Here is a 20,630-nt window from a genome sequence, read left to right on the forward strand (position 1 = left end):
TTCAAGTCGGCGTATCTCTCCAATATCCCCCAATCAGTTCCCTCTCCCCCCGGGAGAGGGTTAGGGTGAGGGGCTTTTCAGCCTTTACAGCGGCGCTGGCTGAATGATCTCGACCCAGTAACCATCCGGATCCTTGATGAACGCCAGGCTTTTCATGCGGCCATCGCTCAGGCGCTTCTGGAAGTCGCAGCCCAGTTCTTCGAAACGCGCACAGGCCGCGACGATATCCGGCACCGAAATGCAGATATGACCAAAACCACGCGGGTCAGTGTTGCCATTGTGATAGGCGAAATCGGCGTCGTTCTCAGTGCCGTGGTTGTGAGTCAGTTCCAGAATGCCTGGAATCGACTTCATCCACTCGGTACGAGCGGCGGTGTCGGCCGGGATCTGTGCCTTGTCGACCAGCGCGAGGAAATACAAGCTGAATTCCGCTTCCGGAAAATCACGCTTCTCGACCAGCGAGAAACCCAGTACGCGAGTGTAGAAGTCCAGAGATTGGGTGATGTCTTTGACGCGCAACATGGTGTGGTTGAAGACGAAGTTGCGGGTTGCGCTGTCTGGGGTGGCGGTGACGCCGGGGAAAGTGTTGAGTTCGTGCAGGCTCATGGGCCCTCCAATAACTATGGGCGAGTGAATGGGCGCAATGATACGCATGCCTGCCGGCATCGCCAAATGAAAGGGCAGACTTGCCCTGCGTGCGGGTGAGGCTCAGACTTTACGGCTCAATCTGCGAGTGTGTCCGGCAATGATCCGACTGTTCAAATTCCTGTTTGTGTTTTTCGCGTGTTCTCTGGGCGCTGTCGGTGCATCAGCGAGTGAGCCAAGCATTACCTGGCCGGCCGGCTGGCAAGTCGAGGTACTACCTGAAACGACTGCGCAGGTTTCCCGCCAGCGTGCGGTCAAGAACGACGTCGATGGCAATCAGGTGATGGTCATGGAATTGATCATGACGCAGGTGGAAAGTGGGCATCAGGTCAACTTGCAAGGCGTGCTGCTGGAAATGCGCAAGTCGATCCAGAAGGACTTCTTCCAGGGCGGCTACCAAAGTGTCTGCAACAAAGTGCATCCGGCCACGCTGGGTACGTTATCGGCGTTGGAAACCACTTGCACGATCACCGAAAACGGTCGACATGTGTTGTCGCAAACCCTGGTTGCAGCGGTCGAGGCGGACAAGGCTTATGTGCTTTCCTACGCTGGGCAGGCCGAGGTTTATAAGGCGAGCGCCGACGAGATAGTGGCGGTGAGAAACAGCTTGAAACTTTAAGCCGCTGTACTCTTCGCGGGATGGTTAGATACCCGAAGGCATTAAGCACAAAGTTTAATGTTGACCCTGATTCGCAACATTGCGCATCAAAATGTTTGGGTATCTGGCTCAGTAACGTTACAGAAAAGTCGCAACTTGTTCGATGAAAATCATTTCATTTGTTAGATATTGTCAATAAAAAAGCCCTGCATGATGCAGGGCTTTTTTGTTGGCGCTGGATTAACCGCGCAACCAGGAATCAACGGTGGCTGCACCGTATTGTTCCTTCCACGCTTTCAGGCCGCGGTGGTTGCCGCCCTTGGTTTCGATCAGTTCACCGGTGTGCGGGTTCTGATAGACCTTGACCACGCGGGCGCGGCGGGTTTTAGGTGCTGCAGAGGTCTGCAGACCGGATTTTGCCGGGTTCGGATCGAGAATGGCGATGATCTCTTTCAGGCCTTTGCCGTAGTGTTTCATCAGCCCCTGGAGCTTTTCTTCGAATTCGATTTCTTTCTTCAGCCCGGCATCGTTCTTCAGCGATTCCAGCTGCTTGAGCTGTTCCTGAAGGGCCTTTTCAGCTGCACGAAATTCAGCGAGTCTGGACAATATCTTTACTCCAATAGTGTGTTTGGCTGATACCAACCGCAAACAAAGCTATAAGCCAAGAGCCTTGAAGCGACTCGGTGATAAATGGCTCACCTGCCAATTTTGCTCAGGTTGAAAAAATTGTAGTAGTTAATGCGCCAAGAGTAAATCCTGATGTTGTCTTCATGTAACAACAGCGGTCTTTTGTATCAATTTGGTGCGTCTGATCGTTGCGCTCGTCTTAATCAGGCTTAGTTAATGGTGAGTTAATGCGCTGATGAAGTCCGCAGCCGGCATCGGTTTGCCGAACAGGTAGCCTTGCAGGAAGTTGACGTGATGCGCCGTCAGATAATCGGCTTGCGCCTGAGTTTCGACACCTTCGGCAACAATACCCAAATCAAGCTTGGCTGACAGTTCGATAATGGTGTCGAGAATGTGCCGGGACAGCGCATCGATGCCGATCATGGCGACGAAACTCTGATCGATCTTGAGAAAGTCGACATTGAATTTGCGCAAGTAGCCGAGGCTCGAGTGGCCGGTGCCGAAGTCGTCAATCGCGATCTTCACGCCCAGTGCATGCAATTGCTCGAACAGTTGCCGGGTGATGTCGGTCGGTTCGATCAACTCCCGCTCGGTCAGCTCCAGCACCAGGCTGATGCTGTCGGGCACGAACGCGGCAAGAAACGCCCGGCAGTCCTCAACCAGTTCGAGGTCCTTGCAATGGCTCGCAGTAATATTGATGCCGATATGAAACGGCGGGGTGAAGGTTGCTGACAGCGGCCCCAGCAGCGCCGCGGTCTGTTGCATCAGGGCGCGGGTCATCGGCACGATCAGGCCCGAATGCTCGGCGAATGGAATAAACAGATCCGGGCGCACCAGCCCTTCTTTGGGGTGTGTCCAGCGCATCAAGACTTCGGCTCCCGACCATTTCTTGCTGTCGCCATGCACTACGGGCTGGAAGTAAGGAATGAACTCGCCGGCCTCGAGCGCGCGGAGCATCTCGTGGCTCGGCGACGTAGAGCGCTTTTGCAAGACATGTCCGATGGCACCGGCCACCACGCCAAAAAAGATCAACAGACTGAACAGCGGCGGATATTCATCGGCCATGTAGCGCCAGGTTTCGCCCTCGGGAAAACCGGCGGAGACACTGAACGCGTAACGCGAAGAATCCAGTGTGTGTTGTGCTAACGGTAACGAGGGCAGGGCGCCATTGTGTACTTTGCCGTCGGCCGACAGCCAGTTATCGCCCACTTGCAGCACCAGCAACATGTGCCGGCCGATCAGACGCAACATGTTGCTTAGATGGTAACCGTCGAGTGTCGTCAGGGCGCCGCCACGACCTTCGCTGAGCCGATAGACCAACAGGGCGGTGTTGGGAGTCACCGGGTTGCCATTCATCAGCCACAACTTGCCCTGGTTATAGTCGCCCGCGTTGACGGCTTCTTTATAGTCGCCAAACAACGAGCTGCAATAGAGATTGTCGTCCCACACCAGATTGGTCGAGCGCACGAACGGGCGGCGGGTTACTTGTTCGCGTAAAGCGAGTTTGACGTTCTCACACATCTGGCCGGCCAGTGGCAGCAGTTCACGGGCTGCCTGGGCGGTGTTATCGAGCATCAACTCGAACTGGCGCAACGCCTCTTCGGCAGTCTGTCGTGAACCTTGCTCCAGCGTGCGTTCGGCCTGTATGTAAAGAATCGCGCTGCCCAGCAACACCGGAAGCAAACCGCTGAGCAGGGTGAAAACGGCGCGGGTGCTGCGCTTGCGGCGGGGTCTGACGGTTAACGGCATGGGCGCATCCTGTCGCGATAGAGTGGGGCTCTCGAATGCAGGCCGGATCACGGCGCGCCGCTGAAAAACACATCAGCCAGAGGGGAGGATAGATGGCCGAAGGCGCTTGCGCCGCTCATCAGTGCTGCATCCGCGTTGCCAGCTCGATAAAGGCCAGCGTAGCGGGTGACGCCTGACGCTGATCGAGGACGGCAAGTGCGACCTGACGCTGCACGGCGGGCAACAACGGCCTCCTCACGTAGCGCGGCGTTGCTTCCTCTGGCAATGAACCTTCGGCAACAATCGTGATGGCGTCACCACGGCCGACCGTGTCGAGGGTGCTGAGCAGTTGCGAGCAGCGATAGCGAATGTTCGGTTGCAAGCGCGCGGCCATGAACAGCCGCGACACCAGTTCCGAAGAACCGGCCTCGGTCAGCACGAACGGAGTGTCGCACAAGTCCTTGAGGCTCAACGCCGGGCGCGTTGCCAGCGGATGGCCCACCGGGAGCAGCGCAACCATCTGGTCTTCGATCAAGGCAAACGTATCGAAGCGCTCCTCTGGCAGCACCACGAAACCGATGTCGATCCGCCGCTCTTCCAGCCATTGAATCACTTGTCGATCCGGCCCTTCATCGATGTGCACTTCGATGCCCGGATGTGCCTCGCGATATTGCCGCAGAATATCGGGCAGCAGCTTGATCGACGAAGTCGGGCCGAACGAGCCGATGCGCAAGGTGCCGCTTTTCATGCCGCGTGCATCCGCGGCTTCCTGGCGCAAGGTGTTGGCCAGCCCGAGCATGGCGCGGGCGCGCAGCAGCAATTGCTCACCGATGTCACTGAGCTCCACGGACGACTGATGCCGGCGCAGCAGTTCGACACCGAGTTCCTGCTCCAGCGACTTCATCGCGTGGGACACCGCCGACTGCGAAATCCCCAACCGATGGGCCGCGAGGGTGAAACCGCGCAGTTCGGCGACCAGCGAGAAGATTTCCAGTTGGGTGAGGGTCATGAGTTTTTGCTCATTTTACGATGACATGGAATGAGGTGAATGATACGGCATTCCTCAAGTTCGTTGGTCTGGAGCGTCATGCGTAACGTCGAACAGTTGCACACAACATCGTCTGAAATCCCTGTTTATCTAACATTGGCTGCGGTGACCATGATCTGGGGCGGGACCTTTGTCGCCGGACGTTTCCTCGCGGGCAGCCTGAGTCCGATGTTCGCCGCCAGCCTGCGCTTCCTGCTCGCCAGTGCGGCGTTGCTTGGCTTCCTGTGGCTGGCGCGGATCCCTTTGGCGCGGCCGACTCGACGACAATGGCTGCAACTGGCACTGCTGGGGTTCTTCGGGATCTTCTTCTATAACCTGTGCTTTTTTTACGGCCTGCAATACATCAACGCGTCGCGGGCTTCGTTGATTGTGGCGTTGAACCCGGCGGTGATTGGTCTTGTCTCGTGGTGGTTGTTCAAGGAACGTCTGGGCCGGGTGAAAACCGCCGGCATTGCGACCTGCATGGTCGGCGCCGGCCTGGTGATCATCAGTCGCAATCCGCAATTGCTGGCCGCAACGCCGCACGCATGGATCGGAGATTTGTTGATTCTCGGCTGTGTGCTGGGCTGGGGCGTTTATTCGTTGTTTTCCCGTGATCTGAATCGGACGTTGGGGCCGGTGCAGACCGTGACGTACTCGATCCTGATCGGCACAGTCATGTTGTGGGCGCTGGCGGCGTTACGCGGCGAACTGAGCTGGCAGGCGCTGAATAATCTGGGCCTGGCGCAATGGCTGAGCCTGCTGTACCTCGGCGTCCTGGGCTCGGCGCTGGCCTACATCGGCTATTACGACGGCATCCGTAAAATCGGCGCGACACGCAGCGGGGTGTTTATCGCGCTTAATCCGTTGACGGCGGTCATCCTTGGCGCGCTGCTGCTGGGCGAGCAATTGACAGCGGCCATGTACCTCGGTGGCGCGCTGATCCTGACTGGCATTTACCTGTGCAACAAACCCCTTGCACCGGTCGCAAAAAAGCGGATTTTATAGGGAGGGCAGACAAGCCTATTTACGCTGTGTAGAATCGGGTTACGCATACAATAATAATCGTCTTCTGGCAGCAGAAGCCTCGCCCGCAAGAGCCTTGGGTCGACAATGAAGATATTCGGGTTTCAACTGATCTACGGTGACTTCCTCGCCCGCAGTGTGCGTGGCATCTCCTGTGCGCCACCCACCGACCTCGCAGACTGACAAATAACCCTGGTTAATTTGATAAGAATGATGAGGCGTCACCATGACAGATTTATACGAAAACCCAATGGGCCTGATGGGCTTTGAATTCATCGAGCTCGCATCGCCGGTGCCGGGCACCCTGGAGCCGATCTTCGAGATCATGGGCTTCACCAAAGTCGCCACCCACCGCTCCAAGAACGTGCACCTGTACCGTCAGGGCGCGATCAATCTGATCCTCAACAACGAGCCCAACAGCGTCGCTTCGTACTTCGCCGCCGAGCACGGCCCGTCGGTGTGCGGCATGGCGTTCCGCGTCAAGGATTCGCAAAAAGCCTACAACCGCGCACTGGAACTCGGCGCCCAGCCGATCCACATTGAAACCGGCCCGATGGAGCTGAACCTGCCGGCGATCAAGGGCATTGGCGGCGCGCCGCTGTACCTGATCGACCGTTTCGGCGAAGGCAGCTCGATCTACGACATCGACTTCGTGTTTATCGAAGGCGTTGATCGCAATCCGGTTGGTGCCGGCCTGAAGATCATCGACCACCTGACGCACAACGTGTATCGCGGTCGCATGGCCTACTGGGCGAACTTCTACGAGAAGCTGTTCAACTTCCGCGAGATCCGTTACTTCGATATCAAAGGCGAATACACCGGCCTGACCTCGAAAGCGATGACCGCACCGGACGGCATGATCCGCATCCCGCTGAACGAAGAGTCGTCCAAGGGCGCGGGCCAGATCGAAGAGTTCCTGATGCAGTTCAACGGCGAGGGCATCCAGCACGTCGCGTTCCTCACCGACGACCTGATCAAGACCTGGGATCAACTGAAGAAGATCGGCATGCGCTTCATGACCGCGCCGCCGGACACCTACTATGAAATGCTCGAAGGTCGTCTGCCGAACCATGGCGAGCCGGTGGATCAGCTGCAATCGCGCGGCATCCTGCTCGATGGCGCCTCGGAGCAGGGCGACAAGCGTCTGCTGCTGCAAATATTCTCGGAAACCCTGATGGGGCCGGTGTTCTTCGAGTTCATCCAGCGTAAAGGCGACGATGGTTTCGGCGAAGGCAATTTCAAGGCGCTGTTCGAGTCGATCGAGCGTGATCAGGTGCGTCGCGGTGTACTCGCAACCGAGTAATCCGCTACACCGCTAAACACTGTAGGAGTGAGCCTGCTCGCGATAGCGTTTTCAGATCCGGCAATGCTGGTGACTGAATGAACGCAATCGCGAGCAGGCTCACTCCTACATTTTTTTGTGTTTGGCTTAAGGACGGCGTTGGCGCGTCAGGTGTTTAAAGCCTTCGAAGATCAGCACCAAAACCGCCAGCCAGATCGGAATATAGGTCAGCCATTCCCCGGACTTGATGCTCTCACCGAGCAACAATGCCACACCGAGCAACAACACCGGCTCAACGTAACTCAACAAACCAAACAGGCTGAATGGCAGCAAGCGACTGGCAATGATGTACACCACCAGCGCCGACGCGCTGATCAGGCCGAGCAACGGGATCAGCCACATCAGGCCTGGGTACTGATCAAACACGCCAAAGCCTTGCTCGCCACCCTGCACAAACCAGTAGGCGACCGGCAGCATCAGAGTCATGTCGATCCACAAGCCGCCGAGGTTGTCGGTCTTCAGGTATTTACGCAGGACGAAGTACAGCGGATAGCCGACGACCACCACCAGTGTCGCCCAGGAAAAACCGCCGACCTGGTACAACTCGTTCAACACACCGAGGGTGGCGAAGAACACCGCAACCTTTTGCAAATACGACAGGCTCTCGCCGTAGGCAATTCGCCCGGTCAGGACCATCGCCAGTGGCAGCAGGAAGTAGCCCAGCGACACGTCGAGGCTGTAGCCATTGAGCGGCGCCCACATGAACAGCCACAGTTGCACGCCAAGCAGGGCGGCCGAGACGATCAACCCGGCGACCAGTTTTGGCTGTGCCGCGACCATCCGAATCAGCTCCAGTACCCGCCGCCATTCTCCGGACACCAGCATGAACACGGTCATGCACGGTACGGTCAGCAGCATCCGCCAGCCAAAGATCTCCACGCCACTCAACGGTGTGAGCAACGAGGTGTAGTAATACATGACGGCAAACAGCACCGAGGCTGAAACCGATAGAGCGATACCTTTAGACAAACTGTCCTCGCGGGTTGATGGTCAAACGGGGCGCGAAGGATACGTGGTTTTTGTGCTGAATATTGGCCGGATGCTCAATATTCTTCACGCACATTCCCCTGCGACAGCTCCTGCACAAGCGTAGTCAGTGTGAGTAAACATCACTGCGCAACCTTCAACGGATTGCCGAAGCGCCTCAGGTACATCTCGCCGAACTTGTAAGAGGCGTAATCGGTGATGTGGCCAATGTCACGATAGACCGGCAAACCGTCGACAGTGGTCATGCACGCGTTGTCTTTGCATTGAACGATTTTCGGGTCAATAACGATCAAGCCGGGGTATTCAGTCTTCAGGTCATTGAACAGTCGTTCGAGCACCGGCTCTTTCGCGCCTGACCATGGCGCCGTGGCGCAGAGGCTGCTTTGCTCGGCACTGCCCATCAATCCGCGCAGCTTGACCTGGTGCAGCAGGCAGGTGTTGATCCCCGCAGGCATAGGCAGCGTGTTCTCCAGAAAGACCGGAGTAGCACCGGATTCGACAATGATATCCAGGGCTTTGCGGATCGCTGTGCCGAGGCGTTGTTGCGACAGCTCCGGGCTGCGCGGGTCATCCAGTTTGGTGACGATGTCATCCTTGAGATAAGCCTCCCAGAACTGACCCACGATCACATACTTGAAATGCTTCTTCGCGATCAGGTCGTAATAGCGTTGAGTGGCGTTGTGGCATTTTTGATACAGCCCGTTCGTGTATTTACTCACGTCATAGAGGTAGATCCCGGGCAACGCCAGACATGCCGGATAACCCTGTGTGAGGACGGCAAGATTGGCATCCCTGGCCAGTGTTTCGACAAAGCCCCAGTAGTGATTCGAAAATGAATCGCCCATCAGCAATATTTGCGGCGCGGCCTGCGCGGCGCCCGCTATGCAGCCCGGATCGGCGCCGTCACTGACACCCAGGCATCCCTCCCGAGTGGCCGGAACAGACGCTTTCAAACCGTTGAAGACGTTGTTGTAGCCTTCGTTGAAGCGGTTCGGCCAGCCTTCCTGTCTGACGCTGGCCGCGTGGAGCAGCGACAGGCCGATTGCGGGCAGGATCATCAGCACGACAAGGGTTTTGGCAAAGCCGAGCCTGGCCTTTCGAAAGCGGTTTTCGATCAGCACGTAGCAGAGCCAGGCCATGACGAACGTGGAGACGAAGTAAACGACCGTCGCTGGCGCGGTGAGGGTGATGCCCATGTAATTCATCAGCGCCAGGATCGGCCAGTGCCACAAGTACAGGGAGTACGAAAGCGTGCCGATGAACACCAAGGGTTTGAACGCCAGCAGTTTCGAGGTAAAGCTCGCATCGCCAATCCCCTGAAACAGCAAGGCTGCAGTGGCGAGGCACACGGCAATGGCGTGGTAGCGCGGAAAGCCCGGCAGGATATCTGCCAGAGTGGCGCAGTAGAGGATCGTCGCCAGCGAAAACGCACAGACCAGCGTGGCGCTCAGGCGATTGAGCCTGAACGTGTCCGTGCTGAAAATGACCGCACAGGAGCCGATCATCAATTCGAAAATTCGCGCGGTGAAGAAGTAGTAGTTTTTGTCAGGAACCGAGTAAGACAAGTACAGCGCGAGCGCCATTGCCGCCAGGGTCAAACCGAGCACCACCGCCTTGAACAGGCTTTTCGCCAGATAGCGATAGAGCAACCAGAGGCCCAGCGGCAGGGCCAGATACCACTGCCATTCGATGGCCAGCGACCAGGTGTGCAACAGCGGCAGGCTGGCCGCATCAGGCGTGGCGTAGCCCGTTGTGACTTTGGAAAAATACTGGTTGGAGATGATTAGCGATGTGTACTTTTCGCTTTTCAGAAAGTCGACATAGTCATCGGGCAAGTACAGCAGCGTTGTGACAATCAGGGTCACGGCCAGCAACGCAATCACCGCTGGCTGCAAGCGCCAGATTCGCCGCGTATAGAACCCCGAGAACGTGAATGTGCCGTTGTTCAGCGATTTCATGATGATCGCGGTGGTCAGATAACCCGAGATCACGAAGAAGATATCGACGCCAATAAAGCCGGACGGGAAAAGCGTCAGACCGCCGTGAAAAATCAACACCAGCAACACGGCGATTGCGCGTAGCCCGTCGATATCCGCACGGTACTCGATCGATGGTTTGCGATCCCCGGTAGCCACAGTCGCCGCCGGCGAAAGAGGCTCGTGCAGATTTTTCGCGCCACGCAGTTTGAACAACAGCCCGCGCAAAGGCTTGCTGGATACCTCAACGGGGCGATTGAGCATTTATCAGTCCCTGGTCATTTCCGGGCGATCAATCAACTGTCCGTTTGATCGCGCTTGATCCGTTGAAAGACAGCCGAGGGTATCGGCTGTCGAAGGCCTGCGGTAAAGCTCAACCTTGATGGGGTTTACGCCCCGACACAAAATGACTGACATCGTTGAATCCCGGTGTCGACGCGTGACCCGGCGAGACCAGCGAATCGATAAACGCCTCATCCTGCGCCGTGATCTGCACGGCCTGCGCCTTGGTGTAAGCATCCCACTGATCTTCAGTTCGCGGCCCGACAATCGCCGACGTCACTGCGCTGTTATTCAACACCCAGGCAATCGCAAACTCGACCATCCCGACCCCGCGTTGCTCGGTGTACTGCTGAATCTGTTGGGCGATGCGCAGCGATTCTACGCGCCACTCGGTTTCCAGAATGCGCTTGTCCTGGCGTCCGGCGCGGCTGTTGGCGTCCGGTTTGACATCCGGCGCGTACTTGCCGCTGAGCACGCCCCGGGCCAGCGGACTGTAAGGCACTACGCCAAGGCCGTAGGTTTGTGCCGCGGTGATCTGCTCGGTCTCGGCCTGGCGGTTGACGATGTTGTACAACGGCTGACTGATCACCGGACGGTCAACGCCGAGTTTATCGGCGACGCGAATCACCTCGGCAATCCGCCAGCCGCGATAGTTCGACAGGCCCCAATAACGAATCTTGCCCTGACGAATCAGATCGCCAATCGCCGACACGCTCACTTCCAGCGGCGTGTTGTGGTCTTCGCGGTGCAGGTAATAAATGTCGAGATAGTCAGTGCCGAGCCGGGTCAGGCTGGCATCGATGCCATTGAAGATGTGTTTGCGGCTCAAACCGCTGCGATTCGGCACGCCGTCCACCGGGCCGAAACCGACCTTGGTCGCCAGCACCCAGTCATGCCGATGGCGGGCAATCGCTTCACCGACAATCTCTTCGGACCGACCGTTGGTGTAGACGTCGGCGGTGTCGATGAAATTGATCCCCTGATCCCAGGCCTTGTCGATGATTCGCAGCGAATCCTCAGCGCTGGTCTGCTCGCCAAACATCATCGTGCCGAGGGTGAGGGTGGACACCTGCAAGCCCGAGTGACCGAGTGTGCGATAGCTCATGCCGAAATCCTTTTGTCGGTGGGAAAGGGTTAATCAAATACCAGAAGCGTGCGATGCGGCAAAGTGATTTATCGACTCAGCGCTGCACAGCGCTCACGCAAAAACACCTGCAACACCCTGACCCGTTCCGACACCTGCACCCGATGCGGACACAGTAAATTGAACGGCACGCTTTCCCCGTCCCAATCATCAAACAACGTCACCAGCCGCCCGGCGCGGACATCTTCAGCGATGTCGAGCCACGCCTTGTACGCGATGCCATGCCCGGCCAGCGCCCAGCGGCGGGCGACTTCGCCGTCGTCGCTGAGGTAGTCGAGCCAGTTGCAGCACGCCGCTCAATCCTTCGCTTTGTTGTTTAAGTGCCTGTTCACCCTCGGCCAGCGCCGCCAGTGCCAAATTGCTCGGGCTCAAGCCGGGCCGGCGGCCGCCGTTTCCGTTTCCGGGGCGTTGGCTGTATCAGGATGAACACGCCGTGGTGCATGTGATCGAGCGGCCGTTGCCCGATGACACTGAACTGAGCCACATCGCGTTTCGTACTGATGAGCCGGCGCAAGCGGTGTTGCAGCGGGTGCGTGACAGTGGTTTGCCGTATCAACTGGCGCAGGTGCCGGGCGAGGGGGTTGCGCAGATTTTTGTGCAGATGCCGGGTGGTCTGGTGATTGAGCTCGACGCATTAGAAGCCCCTCACCCTCACCCTAACCCTCTCCCGAAGGGAGAGGGGACTGACCGAGGTGTTTGAACGAGCTACGCCGACGTGCAATACCGAGTTGAACTCAGGTTCTGAAAAGCATCCAAGTCGGCTCCCTTTCCCTTGCCGCCGATGGGAGATAGGGGACTGACCGAGGTGTTTGAGCAAGTCACACCAAGGTTCAATTTCAAGTCGAACTCAGACCTTGAAAAGCCCGAAGATCGGCTCCCTTTTCCCCTCGCCCCCTTGGGGGAGAGGGCTGGGGTGAGGGGGGGAAGATCTACAGACCACCACAAAAACCAAGCCAGATACCCAACGAAAAACGACCCTGAAAAGGGCCGCTCTTCTTCGCATCAAAACCTCAAGCGCGCAAAGTGCGCGTCATGCGCAACGCCAGCAGACTCCCGCCCACAATCACACCCGCCAGCAGATACAGCGCGGCATCGGTCGAACCGGTGCTGTCCTTGACCCAACCCACCAGATAAGGGCTAAGGAAGCCAGCCATCTGCCCCATCGAGTTGATCAACGCCAGACCACCGGCCGCAGCGCCCGCACTCAACATGGCCGTCGGCACCGGCCAGAACATCGGCAGACCCGTCAACGCGCCCATGGTGGCAATGGTCAGGCCGAGAATCGCAATCGCCGGGTTCGCCGCAAAGTTAACGGCGATCACCAGACCGATCGCGCCCATCAGCATCGGCACCACCAAATGCCAGCGACGCTCCTTGCGCAAGTCTGCCGAACGCCCGACCACTAGCATGAACACCGCCGCCAGCAGATACGGAATCGCACTCAGCCAGCCGATCACCAGGTTATCGCTGAATCCGAGGTTCTTGATGATCGACGGTAGCCAGAAGTTGATCGCGTACACGCCGCTCTGGATGCAGAAGTAGATCAGACCAAACGCCCAGATCGCCGGGTTCTTGAACACCGCCAGCAGTGAATCGGAGGTGGTTTTCGGCTTGTTTGCCAGGTCTTCCGCCTGATCCGCCTCAAGCACTGCACGCTCATGCGGGCTCAGCCACTTGGCGTTGGCGAAGCTGTCGCTCAGGAGGAAATAGGCAAGGGCACCGAGGATCACCGTCGGAATACCCTGCAGCAGGAACATCCACTGCCAACCGGCCAGACCGCCCTGGCCCGCTGCGAAGTGATTGAGAATCCAGCCAGAGAACGGGCTACCGAGCAAACCGGACACCGGGATCGCCGACATGAACAACGCCATGATCCGCCCACGGCGGAAGGTCGGGAACCACTGCGAGAGGTACAGCACGACGCCCGGGAAGAACCCGGCTTCGGCCGCACCGGTAAACAGCCGCAGGGTGTAGAACTCGGTCGGGGTGGTGACGAACAACAGGCAGGTCGACAGCGTGCCCCAGGTGATCATCATTACGGCAATCCAGCGCCGAGGGCCGAATCTGGTCAGGGCCAGGTTGCTCGGCACGCCGCACAGCACGTAGCCGATGAAGAAAATACCGGCACCGAGGCCGTATACGGTTTCGCTGAATTTCAGTGCATCGAGCATCTGCAGTTTGGCAAATCCAACATTGACCCGGTCGAGGTAGTTGAACAAGTAGCAGATGAAAATGAAGGGGATCAAACGCAGGGTGATGCGTTTGTAGACGGCGTTTTTATCGTCATCGATGGTCTGGGTAGCTGCGGCGCTCTGCGACATAGCGGCTCTCTCTTTATTATGATTTTTTGCGATGCAAAGGGTAACGTTGATCGCCCCGAGAGTCTCGGTCACCTTTGGCCGGATTGTCTTTGTGCCTGAGCACAGGGTTTGCCGCCAGACCCTGTGCGGGTGAACAACCGCCAGTGCCATAAATCAAGGATTGCCCCTGCTATGTTCGAACTCGATCACGACCTCGCCCAGGACATCGTCGACCGGGCCATGGCCATTTTGCCCTACAACGTCAACGTCATGGACAGCCAGGGGTTGATCCTTGGCAGCGGCGAACCGGAGCGCATCAACACCCGTCACGAGGGCGCGCAACTGGTGCTGGCCAACGGTCGCGTGGTCGAGATCGATGCGCAAACGGCCGTGCATCTGAAGGGCGTGCAGCCGGGTATCAACCTGCCGCTGTTGCTCGATCAGCGCTTGATCGGTGTGCTCGGCATTACCGGCGAACCGGAGCAACTGCGCACGTATGCCGAACTGGTGCGCATGACCGCCGAAATGCTCGTCGGCCAGCGCAATCAGCAGGCCGAGCAGCAATGGCGGCGCCAGCGTTGCGATGATCTGCTGGCGTTGCTGTTGAGCGAGGCCGGGGACTCGCCGCGTCTGGTCGATGAAGCGCAGCAACTCGGGCTCAAACCGCAACTGACGCGGGTGCCATATCTGTTCGAACTGGGCCTTGAGCACGGGCCGGGGCAAACCGTTGAGGCACTGAGTGCCTGGCTGACCTCGCGTTATCCCGACAGTTGGTGCGTGAGTTCGGCGAAGTCATCGCTGCTGTGGTGTCGACCAGCAAGTCAGCACCTCGAGCACGATCGCTTGCTGGAAAAGCTCGACGGTCTGGGCTGGAAGATTCTGCGCATCGCCGTGGGCGGGCAGGCCGATGGACTCGCCGGTCTGCGTCGTTGTTATCGGCGCGTGGGCGACTTGCTCGCCTACGGCCGCGAAGTGTTGCCGCATTCGCGATTGCTGACGCTGAACCGTTATCGATTGCCGGTGATGTTGTGGCGCCATCGCAATGACGACGCGCTGGACGAATTACTCAAACCCCTGCGCAAAGTGATCGCCAAGGACGGCAACGGCCAGTTGCTGGCGACGCTGCGCAGTTGGTGCGACCACGACGGGCAGAGTCAGGCCTGTGCGGATGCGTTGGGGATTCATCGCAACAGCTTGCGTTATCGGATGGAGCGGATTGCCGAGTTGAGTGGGGTTGATCCGCTCAGGCTGGACGGGATGCTGGCGCTGTATCTCGGGGTGCAGCTTCTACCCCAGACTGATCCGAACTGATTGGGCGCCTTTAAGGAAGCCTTCGCGAGCAGGCTCGCTCCCACAATGGAATGCGGTCAACCTGTGGGAGCGAGCCTGCTCGCGAAGGGGCCGTAACATCAAAAAACAGATCTTTTGTGAAAATGAACAATAAACGCCCCCGCCACTTGTGCAGCGGACCGGCGTCAACGCGCGGGCCGACTGGCAGCATGAGGGGCATTGCAACCGGAGAATTCGCATGAAGATCGTCATCGCCCCCGACTCGTTCAAGGACAGCCTGAGTGCCCAAGGCGTCGCCGAAGCCATTGCCCTTGGCCTGGCCCAGGTCTGGCCGCAGGCCACACTGGTCAAATGCCCAATGGCTGATGGCGGCGAAGGCACGGTCGAATCGATTCTGGCTGCCTGCGAAGGCGAACTGCGCCGCACCCGTGTGCGTGGCCCGTTGGGCGCGTCGGTTGACGCGGCGTGGGGCTGGTTGCCACACAACCACACCGCAATCATCGAAATGGCCGAGGCCAGCGGCCTGCAACTGGTGCCACCGGGGCAACGGGACGCCTGCATCAGCAGCACCTTCGGCACCGGCGAACTGATCCGTGCCGCGCTGGATGCCGGCGCGCAACGAGTGATTCTGGCGATTGGCGGCAGTGCAACCAACGATGGCGGCGCCGGGGCAATGCAGGCGTTAGGCGTGAAGTTGCTCGATGCGCAACATCAGTCGCTGGTGCCCGGCGGTTTGGCATTGGCGCAACTGGCACAACTGGATCTGAGCGAACTCGACCCGCGTCTGGCGCAGGTGCGTTTCGATATCGCCGCTGACGTCAACAACCCGCTGTGCGGCCCGCACGGTGCCTCGGCGATTTTCGGCCCGCAGAAAGGCGCATCACCGACGCAGGTGCAGCAACTCGATCAGGCGTTGGGCCACTTCGCCGAGCTGTGCGCACAGGCCCTGGGCAAAGACGTTCGTGACGAGCCGGGCAGTGGCGCGGCGGGCGGTTTGGGTTTTGCCGCCAAAGCGTTTCTCGGGGCGCAATTTCAGGCCGGGGTGGAAGTGGTTGCCGAACTGGTCGGCCTCTCCGAAGCGGTCAAAGGTGCCGATTTGGTGATCACCGGGGAAGGGCGCTTCGATGCGCAGACCTTGCGCGGCAAGACGCCGTTCGGTGTCGCACGGATTGCCAAACAGCACGCCGTGCCGGTGATCGTCATCGCCGGAACGTTGGGCGAGGGTTACCAGGAACTCTACGATCACGGCATCGATGCAGCATTCGCCGTGACCAGCGGGCCGATGCCCCTAGAACAGGCCTGCGCCGAAGCACCGCGCCTGTTGCGCGAACGCGCGACGGACATCGCCCGCGTCTGGCAGCTTGCCGCGAAATCCTGAGCAAATCCTGTAGGAGCTGCCGAAGGCTGCGATCTTTTGATTTTGCTTTTAAAAGCTCAGATCAAAAGATCGTCCGATCGCGGCCCGAGCCTTCGGCAGCTCCTACACAAAGCGATCCTCCAGTGTTTCATTGCTGTAACACCCTGAAAAATAGTTGCTCTTGTCCCGCAATCTTCCTAAAGCCTGGCCGATACAGCTAACAGGCGCGCACATAACTTCCTAAAACAGTGACGCCGGACTGAGCCCGCCCCCCTCGGGCCAGTGATGACGCATGGACGCTCGTAGTTTCTATCTTTCGAGAGCTCAACTATGTCCCTGCGTAACCTGAATATCGCGCCCCGTGCCTTCCTCGGTTTTGCCTTTATCGCCTTGCTGGTGATCGTGCTCGGCGTGTTCGCCGTCAACCGTATGTCGATCATCCGGCAGGCGTCCGTCGAGATGGATTCGACGCAACTTCCCAGCGTGACGCAACTTGCCGTAGTGACAGAAAACGTCCTGCGTTTGCGGATTCTGTCGTTCCGCGTGCTGGTCAATCGCGAAGCGGCCGGGTTGCAGGAAGCGCAGACCCGCATCGGCGTTCTGGTCGACAAGGTTCGCGCCGCCCAGGCCCGTTACGCCGCACTGCCGGCAAGTCCGGAAGAGCGGGCGTTGTACCAGACCTTCGCGACCACGCTGGACAACTACCTGCAAGCGCAGAATCAGATGATGGAGCTGTCGCGCCAGGACAAGCTCGACGAGATGCGCAGCCTGATCAACACGCGGATCAAGGACGGCACCGACCAGATGGGCGAGCAGCTCAATAAACTGATCGTCATGAATGCTTCAGACGCGAAAACCGCGTCGATTCAGGCCGGCCAATATTATGACAGCGCCATCACCGGCATCATTATCGTCGCTGTTTTCGCAGCCTTTGCCACGGTGCTACTGGCCTGGTTGCTGACCCGCAGCATCGTCACGCCGCTGAACCGTGCCGTGCAGGCCGCGCAAACCATTGCTGACGGCAACCTCACCAAAGTCATCGAAGTCGATGGCAAGGACGAAGCGACGCAGTTGCTGCAGGCGCTCGCCACCATGCAGACCAACCTGCGCAAAACCATCGAGCAGATCGCCGGTTCCGCCACGCAACTGGGCGCTGCTGCCGAAGAACTCAGCGCGGTGACCGAAGAAGCCTCCCGTGGCTTGCAGCAGCAGAACAACGAAATCGAACAAGCCGCCACCGCCGTCAACGAGATGACCGCCGCCGTCGAAGAAGTGGCGCGCAACGCTGTGTCGACCTCGGAAGCCTCGAACCAGTCGACCCACGCCGCCCGCGAAGGCCGCGATCAAGTGGTGAAAACCGTCGACGCGATCCAGACCATGACCCACGACGTGCAGAACACCGCGCACATGATCGAAGGCCTCGCCGCACAGGGCCGTGACATCGGCAAGGTGCTCGACGTCATCCGCGCCATCGCCGAACAGACCAACCTGCTGGCGCTCAACGCGGCCATCGAAGCGGCGCGCGCCGGTGAGGCCGGACGTGGTTTTGCCGTGGTCGCGGACGAAGTGCGGGCATTGGCCCATCGCACCGCACAGTCGACTCAGGAAATCGAAAAAATGGTCGCCGGCATCCAGAATGGCACCGGTGAAGCCGTTTCCTCGATGCAGCAAAGCAACCAGCGCACCCAGACCACCCTGGAAATGGCCCGCGCCGCCGGTGTGGCGTTGGAGCAGATCACCCAGTCGATCCAGCAGATCAACGAGCGCAACCTGGTCATCGCCAGCGCCTCGGAAGAGCAGGCGCAAGTCTCGCGCGAGGTCGACCGCAACCTGGTCAACATCCGCGATCTGGCTACGCAATCGGCCGCCGGGGCCAATCAGACCAGCGCTGCGACCCATGAACTGTCGCGTCTGGCGGTTGATTTGAATGCGATGGTGGCGCGTTTTGTGATTTGAGATACGGTGAAGGCTGGAGACCGCGCAATCAGGAGACGTACATGCGCTATTCAGCCTTGACCCAACGAATCGCCGGAGAAGGAGCCGCCGCCTGGCAGATTCACGACCGAGCGCTGGAGTTGCGCGCCGAGGGTGTCGATATCCTGCTGCTGAGCATTGGCGATCCGGATTTCGATACACCTCTGCCAATTGTTCACGGCGCGATCGACAGCTTGTTGGCCGGCGATACCCATTATTCCGAAGTGCGCGGTCGTTTGGCGCTGCGCACGCTGATTGCCGAACGCCATCGTCGGCGCAGCGGGCAAGCGGTCGATGCCGACCACGTGATCGTCATGCCCGGTGCGCAATGCGCGGTGTATTCGGTGGCGCAATGCTTGCTGGATCCGGGCGATGAAGTGATCGTCGCCGAACCGATGTATGTCACCTACGAAGGCGTGTTTGGCGCTTGCGGCGCGACGGTGGTGCCGGTGCCGGTGCGCCCGGAAAACGGCTTTCGCGTCGACCCGGCCGATGTCGCTGCGCGCATCACCCCGAAAACCCGCGCCATGCTGTTGAACAGTCCGAACAATCCGTCTGGCGCGAGCCTGTCACTGCTGATCTGGCAAGAACTGGCGGCACTGTGCGTTCGCCATGATTTGTGGCTGATCAGCGACGAGGTTTACAGCGAGCTGCTCTATGAAGGTCAGCACGTCAGCCCGGCGAGTTTGCCGGGCATGGCCGAACGCACGGCGACCATCAACAGCCTGTCGAAATCCCACGCCATGACCGGGTGGCGCATCGGCTGGATGATCGGGCCGAAATCGCTGGCCGAGCATTTGGTCAATTTGTCGTTGAGCATGTTGTTCGGGTTGCCGGATTTTGTGCAGAAGGCCGCGCAGATAGCATTGGAAACCGATTTGCCGGAAGTGACGCAGATGCGCGAGGAATATCGCCTGCGTCGCGATCTGGTCTGCGAGCGTTTGCAGGGTTGTCCGGGGTTGTACCCGATTCGCCCGGATGGCGGCATGTTCGTGATGGTCGATGTGCGCCAGACCGGGCTCGGTGCCCAGGCGTTTGCCGAACAGTTGCTGGAGGGTTATGGCGTGTCGGTGCTGGCCGGTGAAGCGTTCGGGCCGAGTGCGGCGGGGCACATTCGGATTGGTCTGGTGCTGGACCGGGTGAAACTCGCGGATGCGTGTGCGCGGATTGCCTTGTGTGCGGCGCAGCTTCTGCAGGCGCGCAGTGCCTGATAGTTTTGCAGCGCCTTTAATGGCCTCTTCGCGAGCAGGCTCGCTCCCACATTGGTTTTGTGAACACTGAAGATCCAGGTGGGAGCGAGCCTGCTCGCGAAGGCGGCATTACAGCCACCGATTAATTCAGCCCTGCCATGCCGATGGATTCACCAGATTCGCCGGTTTCTCCCCAGCCAGCGCCGCCAACAGATTCTCCACCGCACACCGCGCCATCGCTTCCCGCGTCTCATGCGTCGCCGAACCCATGTGCGGCGTCGCCACCACATTATTCAGCTGCAACAACGGCGAATCATGATTCAGCGGCTCACGCTCAAACACATCCAGCCCCGCCGCACGAATCCGCTGATGACGCAGCGCATCAATCATCGCTGCTTCATCGACCACCTTGCCCCGCGAGATGTTGATGAAGATGCTTTCCGGACGCATCAGCGCAAATTGCTCGGCGCCAATCAAACCCTCGGTTTGCGCCGTCAATGGCAAGGTCAGGCAAATGAAATCAGCCTGCTGGAGCAGATCTTCAAGGCTGCGATATTGCGCATCGAATCGCGCCTCGACCGCCGGTTTGCGCGACTGGCTGTGATAGAGCACCGGCATTCCAAACCCGAAATGCCCACGCTGCGCCAGCGCTTCGCCGATGCGGCCCATGCCGATGATGCCCAGCGTCTTGCCGTGCACATCGGTGCCGAAATGCGCCGGGCCGATGTTGCGACTCCATTGGCCGCTGCGCACCATGTTCGCCAGTTCGACCACACGCCGCGCGGCGGCGAGGATCAGGGCGAAACCGGTGTCGGCGGTGGTTTCGGTGAGTACGTCCGGGGTGTTGCTCAAGAGGATCTTGCGTGGGCTCAGGTAATCGATGTCGTAGTTGTCGACACCTACCGAAACGCTAGCGATAGCTTCGAGTTGCGGCGCCAGATCAAGCAACGCGGCATCCAGCTTCAGGCTGGCGCCGAGTAAACCGTGGGCGCGGGGCAGGGCATCGCGCAGTTGCATCAGACCGTCGGCGTCGAGGCTGTTGATCAGCGTCACCTCGCATTGTTCTTGCAAACGCGCCATCAGCGCAGGCGAAAGTTTCTTGTACAACACGACCTGTTTTTTCATGGCAGAAGTCTC

The 20,630-nt window shown here is 59.0% G+C and carries 17 protein-coding genes and 1 pseudogene; 8 read left to right on the forward strand and 10 right to left on the reverse strand.

What is annotated here, in order from left to right; genetic code table 11:
* Nucleotides 1-84 precede the first annotated feature (84 nt).
* Nucleotides 85-606 carry a lactoylglutathione lyase gene (gene gloA, locus QOM10_RS13320; protein WP_127927194.1) on the reverse strand — a complete coding sequence of 174 codons (522 nt, stop codon included), beginning with the start codon at nucleotides 604-606 and terminating at the stop codon, nucleotides 85-87.
* Between the two features lie 139 nt (nucleotides 607-745).
* On the opposite strand from gloA, the gene QOM10_RS13325 reads away from it, so the two are divergent.
* Nucleotides 746-1,264, forward strand: a complete 519-nt coding sequence (locus QOM10_RS13325; RefSeq protein WP_316918239.1) for a DUF4946 domain-containing protein — start codon at nucleotides 746-748, stop codon at nucleotides 1,262-1,264.
* A 219-nt stretch (nucleotides 1,265-1,483) separates the two neighbouring features.
* On the opposite strand, the gene QOM10_RS13330 is transcribed toward QOM10_RS13325, so the two are convergent.
* The 3 genes from QOM10_RS13330 to QOM10_RS13340 all read right to left on the reverse strand — a co-directional run bounded on the left by QOM10_RS13330 (nucleotide 1,484) and on the right by QOM10_RS13340 (nucleotide 4,607).
* Complete coding sequence (locus tag QOM10_RS13330; RefSeq protein WP_127927198.1) at nucleotides 1,484-1,849, reverse strand: histone-like nucleoid-structuring protein, MvaT/MvaU family; 366 nt, start codon at nucleotides 1,847-1,849, stop codon at nucleotides 1,484-1,486.
* 234 nt (nucleotides 1,850-2,083) lie between these two features.
* Nucleotides 2,084-3,619, reverse strand: a complete 1,536-nt coding sequence (locus QOM10_RS13335) for a cyclic diguanylate phosphodiesterase (RefSeq protein WP_316918240.1) — start codon at nucleotides 3,617-3,619, stop codon at nucleotides 2,084-2,086.
* Between the two features lie 118 nt (nucleotides 3,620-3,737).
* On the reverse strand, nucleotides 3,738-4,607 hold the full coding sequence (locus tag QOM10_RS13340) for a LysR family transcriptional regulator (protein WP_316918241.1): 870 nt from the start codon (nucleotides 4,605-4,607) through the stop codon (nucleotides 3,738-3,740).
* A 78-nt stretch (nucleotides 4,608-4,685) separates the two neighbouring features.
* On the opposite strand from QOM10_RS13340, the gene QOM10_RS13345 reads away from it, so the two are divergent.
* Both QOM10_RS13345 and hppD read left to right on the forward strand, forming a co-directional pair.
* A complete protein-coding gene (locus QOM10_RS13345; protein WP_150752074.1) occupies nucleotides 4,686-5,633 on the forward strand; it encodes a DMT family transporter in 948 nt (315 codons plus the stop codon).
* A gap of 244 nt (nucleotides 5,634-5,877) precedes the next feature.
* Nucleotides 5,878-6,954 carry a 4-hydroxyphenylpyruvate dioxygenase gene (gene hppD / locus QOM10_RS13350; RefSeq protein WP_016984437.1) on the forward strand — a complete coding sequence of 359 codons (1,077 nt, stop codon included), beginning with the start codon at nucleotides 5,878-5,880 and terminating at the stop codon, nucleotides 6,952-6,954.
* Nucleotides 6,955-7,080: 126 nt separating this feature from the next.
* Here hppD and rarD read toward each other — a convergent pair whose 3' ends face one another.
* From rarD to QOM10_RS13370, 4 genes and pseudogenes are all read right to left on the reverse strand, one after another.
* Nucleotides 7,081-7,962 (reverse strand): EamA family transporter RarD, encoded by an 882-nt coding sequence (gene rarD / locus QOM10_RS13355; RefSeq protein WP_127927206.1) that lies wholly within the window; start codon nucleotides 7,960-7,962, stop codon nucleotides 7,081-7,083.
* A 140-nt stretch (nucleotides 7,963-8,102) separates the two neighbouring features.
* Nucleotides 8,103-10,220: an acyltransferase family protein gene (locus QOM10_RS13360; protein WP_150752077.1), complete on the reverse strand. Its 2,118-nt coding sequence runs from the start codon at nucleotides 10,218-10,220 to the stop codon at nucleotides 8,103-8,105.
* A 109-nt stretch (nucleotides 10,221-10,329) separates the two neighbouring features.
* Nucleotides 10,330-11,343: an aldo/keto reductase gene (locus QOM10_RS13365; RefSeq protein WP_127927210.1), complete on the reverse strand. Its 1,014-nt coding sequence runs from the start codon at nucleotides 11,341-11,343 to the stop codon at nucleotides 10,330-10,332.
* A 68-nt stretch (nucleotides 11,344-11,411) separates the two neighbouring features.
* Nucleotides 11,412-11,657, reverse strand: a pseudogene (locus tag QOM10_RS13370) (LysR substrate-binding domain-containing protein); the annotation flags it as partial.
* A gap of 83 nt (nucleotides 11,658-11,740) precedes the next feature.
* Between QOM10_RS13370 and QOM10_RS13375 the strand changes: the two are divergent.
* Complete coding sequence (locus tag QOM10_RS13375) at nucleotides 11,741-12,082, forward strand: hypothetical protein (RefSeq protein ID WP_238704397.1); 342 nt, start codon at nucleotides 11,741-11,743, stop codon at nucleotides 12,080-12,082.
* A 310-nt stretch (nucleotides 12,083-12,392) separates the two neighbouring features.
* Here the strand turns inward: QOM10_RS13375 and QOM10_RS13380 are convergent, their stop codons facing one another.
* Entirely contained in the window at nucleotides 12,393-13,703 is a 1,311-nt protein-coding gene (locus QOM10_RS13380) for an MFS transporter (RefSeq protein WP_095120923.1), read from the reverse strand.
* 171 nt (nucleotides 13,704-13,874) lie between these two features.
* Here QOM10_RS13380 and QOM10_RS13385 point away from each other — a divergent pair, with 171 nt between their 5' ends.
* The 4 genes from QOM10_RS13385 (at nucleotide 13,875) to QOM10_RS13400 (ending at nucleotide 19,514) form a co-directional block, all read left to right on the forward strand.
* Nucleotides 13,875-14,993 carry a sugar diacid recognition domain-containing protein gene (locus QOM10_RS13385; protein WP_127927212.1) on the forward strand — a complete coding sequence of 373 codons (1,119 nt, stop codon included), beginning with the start codon at nucleotides 13,875-13,877 and terminating at the stop codon, nucleotides 14,991-14,993.
* Nucleotides 14,994-15,210: 217 nt separating this feature from the next.
* Nucleotides 15,211-16,350 carry a glycerate kinase gene (locus QOM10_RS13390; RefSeq protein WP_316918242.1) on the forward strand — a complete coding sequence of 380 codons (1,140 nt, stop codon included), beginning with the start codon at nucleotides 15,211-15,213 and terminating at the stop codon, nucleotides 16,348-16,350.
* Between the two features lie 309 nt (nucleotides 16,351-16,659).
* On the forward strand, nucleotides 16,660-18,285 hold the full coding sequence (locus QOM10_RS13395; protein WP_316918243.1) for a methyl-accepting chemotaxis protein: 1,626 nt from the start codon (nucleotides 16,660-16,662) through the stop codon (nucleotides 18,283-18,285).
* A gap of 41 nt (nucleotides 18,286-18,326) precedes the next feature.
* Nucleotides 18,327-19,514 carry a pyridoxal phosphate-dependent aminotransferase gene (locus QOM10_RS13400; RefSeq protein WP_316918244.1) on the forward strand — a complete coding sequence of 396 codons (1,188 nt, stop codon included), beginning with the start codon at nucleotides 18,327-18,329 and terminating at the stop codon, nucleotides 19,512-19,514.
* Nucleotides 19,515-19,640: 126 nt separating this feature from the next.
* Here QOM10_RS13400 and QOM10_RS13405 read toward each other — a convergent pair whose 3' ends face one another.
* A complete protein-coding gene (locus QOM10_RS13405) occupies nucleotides 19,641-20,618 on the reverse strand; it encodes a 2-hydroxyacid dehydrogenase (RefSeq protein WP_127927220.1) in 978 nt (325 codons plus the stop codon).
* Nucleotides 20,619-20,630: the final 12 nt, after the last annotated feature.

It is taken from the genome of Pseudomonas sp. P108 (assembly GCF_032613195.1).
GTDB lineage: Bacteria > Pseudomonadota > Gammaproteobacteria > Pseudomonadales > Pseudomonadaceae > Aquipseudomonas.

Excerpts from the sequence above, each read along its gene's own strand:
- QOM10_RS13340 (WP_316918241.1), bottom strand. The coding sequence starts at position 4,607 with ATGACCCTCACCCAACTGGAAATCTTCTCGCTGGTCGCCGAACTGCGC.
- gloA (WP_127927194.1), bottom strand. The coding sequence starts at position 606 with ATGAGCCTGCACGAACTCAACACTTTCCCCGGCGTCACCGCCACCCCA.
- QOM10_RS13380 (WP_095120923.1), bottom strand. The coding sequence starts at position 13,703 with ATGTCGCAGAGCGCCGCAGCTACCCAGACCATCGATGACGATAAAAAC.
- QOM10_RS13345 (WP_150752074.1), top strand. The coding sequence starts at position 4,686 with ATGCGTAACGTCGAACAGTTGCACACAACATCGTCTGAAATCCCTGTT.
- QOM10_RS13365 (WP_127927210.1), bottom strand. The coding sequence starts at position 11,343 with ATGAGCTATCGCACACTCGGTCACTCGGGCTTGCAGGTGTCCACCCTC.
- QOM10_RS13395 (WP_316918243.1), top strand. The coding sequence starts at position 16,660 with ATGTCCCTGCGTAACCTGAATATCGCGCCCCGTGCCTTCCTCGGTTTT.
- QOM10_RS13360 (WP_150752077.1), bottom strand. The coding sequence starts at position 10,220 with ATGCTCAATCGCCCCGTTGAGGTATCCAGCAAGCCTTTGCGCGGGCTG.
- QOM10_RS13385 (WP_127927212.1), top strand. The coding sequence starts at position 13,875 with ATGTTCGAACTCGATCACGACCTCGCCCAGGACATCGTCGACCGGGCC.
- QOM10_RS13325 (WP_316918239.1), top strand. The coding sequence starts at position 746 with ATGATCCGACTGTTCAAATTCCTGTTTGTGTTTTTCGCGTGTTCTCTG.
- hppD (WP_016984437.1), top strand. The coding sequence starts at position 5,878 with ATGACAGATTTATACGAAAACCCAATGGGCCTGATGGGCTTTGAATTC.
- QOM10_RS13335 (WP_316918240.1), bottom strand. The coding sequence starts at position 3,619 with ATGCCGTTAACCGTCAGACCCCGCCGCAAGCGCAGCACCCGCGCCGTT.
- QOM10_RS13405 (WP_127927220.1), bottom strand. The coding sequence starts at position 20,618 with ATGAAAAAACAGGTCGTGTTGTACAAGAAACTTTCGCCTGCGCTGATG.
- QOM10_RS13390 (WP_316918242.1), top strand. The coding sequence starts at position 15,211 with ATGAAGATCGTCATCGCCCCCGACTCGTTCAAGGACAGCCTGAGTGCC.
- QOM10_RS13400 (WP_316918244.1), top strand. The coding sequence starts at position 18,327 with ATGCGCTATTCAGCCTTGACCCAACGAATCGCCGGAGAAGGAGCCGCC.